This is a genomic window from Corynebacterium macginleyi (assembly GCF_003688935.1).
Taxonomy (GTDB): domain Bacteria; phylum Actinomycetota; class Actinomycetes; order Mycobacteriales; family Mycobacteriaceae; genus Corynebacterium; species Corynebacterium macginleyi.
The window spans coordinates 1-4,183 of the sequence record NZ_REGE01000038.1 but is presented as its reverse complement, the minus strand read 5'-3'; the positions used below and the strand labels follow the sequence as shown (position 1 = coordinate 4,183).

The window sequence follows — 4,183 nt, the reverse complement described above, 5'->3', positions numbered from 1 at the left end:
CCGGCGTCGTCGCCACTCGTCCATCGGGATGGTAAGCCCCGTCGATTTCGAAGCCCAGCTCGCTGATCAAAATTGTAATAAGAAAGCCGCTGCTTAACCCCTAAGCAGCTTAACAACGTGTCCACGACTTGCGGGTAACCCCACTACCGGATGGTCACGACACTGCTACCAAATAGCCGGTCACAACAGCCTAGTGCCCCGGCGCTGTAGACCGCGTTCCACCATTGGGCAACGAACTCATCGGAGGTGACGAGACGGTCGAGCGCTTCCTTAGCTGGGGTGTTTCCCTCATCTCCTGATGCGAGTTCCGCTTGCGGTGCCTTTCCAGCCATATAGTCCGCTAGGGCGGTGGTGAGTTCCTCCGCGATAGACAGATGGTGGGTGATGAGGTGGGATTTGCTTTTTATCCCCAGTGGGACGGCCAAGGAAAGCACGGGAGGTTTTGCCGACCAGCCCACCGTTGTACTGGCTACGATGCCGGTAGGGCTGTGGCCTGTAATGGCGTGCGCGACGCTGATTAATGACCTCTAATTGTCCGTTGAGTATCGCGTCATCGTGACGGATTGATTCTAAGGCGGGTTCGTATTCTTTCGGGGCCATGGTGATTTTGGCTCGGGCATGCTCATAGGTGTGGTCTCCCAAATGGTTCTTGTGTTTAGTCTGCTTTTGTGCAGTGTGCAGGGTGTTTCCTTGCGGTTGGTCGGTTGGGAGGGTTATTCCGGTCATGATCCGGTGGCCTGCGCCTCGGGGGTTGTTCAGAGTTGCTCTAACGGTTCAATGTTTGATTGACAGTTTGCAAGGGTGAGGTGGCTACAAGGCTTGTAAAACGACGAATACCCCCAACATGTGTTGAGGGTATAAGTTGTCGTCGCGTCGATCATATCACAAGCGTGACACGCGCCTACTACACTCCAGAGAAATATCGAGAGTGTGACTGGCGAAGGCTTTCCTCACTCGCGCTAGCAACCGCCACGATTTCGATGTCAGGATCAGTATTGAAGTGATCTAGGCGAAGCCGCTCGCGAGTTGCTTCGGACAGTGAACCAAATTCCTCACATCGAACCGTTCCCTTTTTGCGGTGGTATTCAATCAAGAATGCTGACATGAGGTTTTCACTTTCCTTTCTGTACGATGGTTGACCGTACTCTTACTAGTTCCGAAAGTCTACTTTCGAGTATGCCATACGCTCGACTCCGCAGCTGACGAATCTCCGAATGCATTGGACCGATTCGCCTCTCAGAGCTAAACGGGATAAATACCGTATCAGCGACCTTTTCAGCTTGATGCACAGCATCAGATGCTTCATGGAGAAGCTTCATCTCTGCCAGAGCAGCACCGCTTGGATTGGCACCAAATTCCAGGTATCGGATATCTCGTCCATAAATGTCTGCTGCGACCTCATAGAGATTCGCCCACTGTGCTTGCATAGCGGTTCTTATCTGAAATTCTGCTCGCCCTGCGGGGGTATCCAGGTGTAAATGTATAGCTCGGTAACCAGAGTGCGCATTCTCTCTCATATCGCTAATCTGCACCTTCTTTGCCCCGGCTTCCAAAAAGTCTTTCTGGAAAATCTCTGCAACTTCAGTTTGCTCGGACAAGGTTAAGTCGCAGTCAAACCTGAGGCCAGATACATCCCAAATATTCTCCAGTGGAAATTTTGGCATCCTTCGGAGTTTTTCGACTAGCGTGCCGTATGTCTTGACCCTCGCAGCAAAAACGTAATCACCCGAGTCTGGCCTAATAGACCCATCGTTTTCGTTGAGTGGATAAATTAAGCACCTAACAGTGTTGGCCGCCACTTCCATCAGAGAATCACAGAGTACGGCTTGATGCTCAAGGAACCGCAGTAGAATCTCCTCGTTGTACGGGAGACCTTCACGTAGGTTACTTCCAACTTTGTGTACCTGACGCCAAGTGAATAGTTCTGGATCAGGCTTGGCCTTAATGAATTCCATGTCCAATTTCTAGAATCCGAATAACATTCCTAAGCGGATATGTTACTTGCCCCAACGCAGAAACATTTAATTCTATCTTTCGCCGCTCTACCCATTTCCGCAGTAGTTCTGGGCTAATGTTGTGGCTTCGTGTTTGAGATCTTCGAGTATGAGGGTTCGTGAAATAACCCCAGGCGCGGGCCGACACCAACTGTCGCAGCCGTCGTCCTCCGCCCCAGTGCAGGAAAATCATTGACAGAATACCAACCCCTTTGAGGTTACCCTCGTTTGGTGGACACCCGATGAGTGCAGATCGTGTGTCCGTAAGAGAGGATGTTCATTGGGAGTCAACAACGCAAGAAGTACACGCCGGAGTACCGGCGTGAAGCGGCTAACCTAGTAATCGAATCGCATCGCCCGATTGCTCATGCAGCTCAAGGAGATTGGTGTCGCACCTGGGCTTTAGGCCGGTGGGTAAAAAATGAGCGCGAACGGCGAGGGGCCCCGGATGGGCTAAGCCAGGCGGATCTTCGTGCCGAGAATGTTCGTCTGCGTCGTGAGCTGGCAGATGCCAAGATGGATAATGAGTTTTTGTCACAAGCGACAGCCTTTTTCGCCGCACAGCAACGCGAGAAGAAAAGTTCGAATTGATGTGGCCAGAGCAAGGCTAACTACAGCATCAAGCGTATGGCACGCTTGTTGAAGGTGTCTCGGTCTGGATACTACACATGGTCTCATATGCAGCAGGAACGCTTATCCGGAAAAGATGATCGTGCAGCGTTTTATGATGATGTTGACCGCAAGATTCATCAGATCTGGAAAGACTCCGACGAGGTCTATGGTGCCCCGCGGATTACCGCAGAACTAGATGAGCGCTACCAGATCAGTGTGAATCGCAAGACTGTGGCTCAGCGGATGCGCCTGGTGGGAATTGAAGGGATTTCACCGCGTGCTTTTGTGCCCGTGACAACGATTCAATCTAAACGTAAGTCAAGTCTTCCTGACCTGGTCAAGCGCATGTTTGATACCGGCGAGCTCAATCGAGTATGGATGTCGGATATTACCTACCTGCGCACCGGCGAGGGTTGGTTGTACTTATGCGCAGTTCGCGATGGTCATTCCCGCAGGGTGCTGGGCTGGGCTATGGATAGCGTGCAAGACACAAGTTTGGTCGAACGAGCACTGCGGATGGCGCATACGCTTCCGTGGTGACGTTGCTGACGGGCTGGTGTTTCACGCTGACCGGGGAACACAATTTACCAGCGAGAAGCTCTGGGAGGTATGCCGCAACCTAGGTGTTGCTCAGTCCGTAGGGCGTACTGGCGTGTGCTTCGATAATGCGATGGCTGAGTCGTTCTGGTCGACGCTGAAAACTTAAGTTTTACGACCGGAAGCGCTGGTCAACCCGCGATACTGCGCGTCAGGCTGTGGCTTATTGGATTGAGGTGGTCTACAACCGTCGGCGTCGGCATTCCTCACTGGGGATGGTCAGCCCTGTCGATTTCGAAAACCACACCACCCAAACCAGAAACGAAGAAGAAATAGCTGCCTAACCACTAGGTAGCTTGACTACGTGTCCACGATTTGCGGGCAACCCCATGATCGTCAATGTTAAATGGCCCCGTCACCACTGCCACGCACACCATGTGCGTGAGCTAAAGCATCGATGACCAGTGAGACCCGCATGTGGTCTGCGAGCGCATAACCTGCAAGTTTACGCGAATACGCGTCAATGACTGTGGCTAAGTACATGTTCTTCCCTCCTTTACATGGCAAGTAGGTAATATCGCCGACATCAACACGGTTCGGCGCGCTGGCTGTGAATTTACGGTCTAGCAAATCCGGCATGACGCGGTGGCCAGCCTTACGCCTAGTAGTGGTACATCGGCGACGTGTGGTAAAGCCCTTCAGCCCCATGGCTTTTGATAATTCGTGCGACTTTCTTGTGATTAACCGGGGTAAACGCCGTGTACTCCTTAAGGCTCGCAGCGATGCGTTTGAGCATCGTTAAAGACCATGCTCGTCATCAAAGATGGTTGTGATTCTCGCACCAATAACGGCATCGGAATACATCTCTTATCCTGCGATTTTCACGGGTGTGGACCCATGTATACAACGAGGAACGGTTGCGTCCAGTAGTGTGGTGTAACGCTTGCTGATGGTGGGCCCCGGAAATAGTGGGGCGGTCACCGTCAGTTAACCTTTCGACTCAACTACCACATCTCACCGAAAGGCATATGACGATGACC

General features: G+C 52.1%; 3 protein-coding genes and 1 pseudogene. 1 reads left to right on the top strand and 3 read right to left on the bottom strand.

The genetic code is table 11. The features are described 5' to 3' along the window. Positions 1 to 143: 143 nt before the first annotated feature. On the bottom strand, positions 144 to 458 hold the full coding sequence (locus D9V82_RS11770; protein ID WP_147446175.1) for a hypothetical protein: 315 nt from the start codon (positions 456 to 458) through the stop codon (positions 144 to 146). 654 nt (positions 459 to 1,112) lie between these two features. Next, complete coding sequence (locus tag D9V82_RS11760) at positions 1,113 to 1,955, bottom strand: hypothetical protein (RefSeq protein WP_234456831.1); 843 nt, start codon at positions 1,953 to 1,955, stop codon at positions 1,113 to 1,115. A gap of 312 nt (positions 1,956 to 2,267) precedes the next feature. Between D9V82_RS11760 and D9V82_RS13215 the strand changes: the two are divergent. Further along, positions 2,268 to 3,487: pseudogene (locus D9V82_RS13215) on the top strand (IS3 family transposase). A 58-nt stretch (positions 3,488 to 3,545) separates the two neighbouring features. Here D9V82_RS13215 and D9V82_RS11735 read toward each other — a convergent pair. Further along, entirely contained in the window at positions 3,546 to 3,782 is a 237-nt protein-coding gene (locus tag D9V82_RS11735; protein ID WP_167449823.1) for a DDE-type integrase/transposase/recombinase, read from the bottom strand. Positions 3,783 to 4,183 lie beyond the last annotated feature (401 nt).

Excerpts from the sequence above, each read along its gene's own strand:
- D9V82_RS11760 (WP_234456831.1), bottom strand. The coding sequence starts at position 1,955 with ATGGAATTCATTAAGGCCAAGCCTGATCCAGAACTATTCACTTGGCGT.
- D9V82_RS11735 (WP_167449823.1), bottom strand. The coding sequence starts at position 3,782 with ATGCCGGATTTGCTAGACCGTAAATTCACAGCCAGCGCGCCGAACCGT.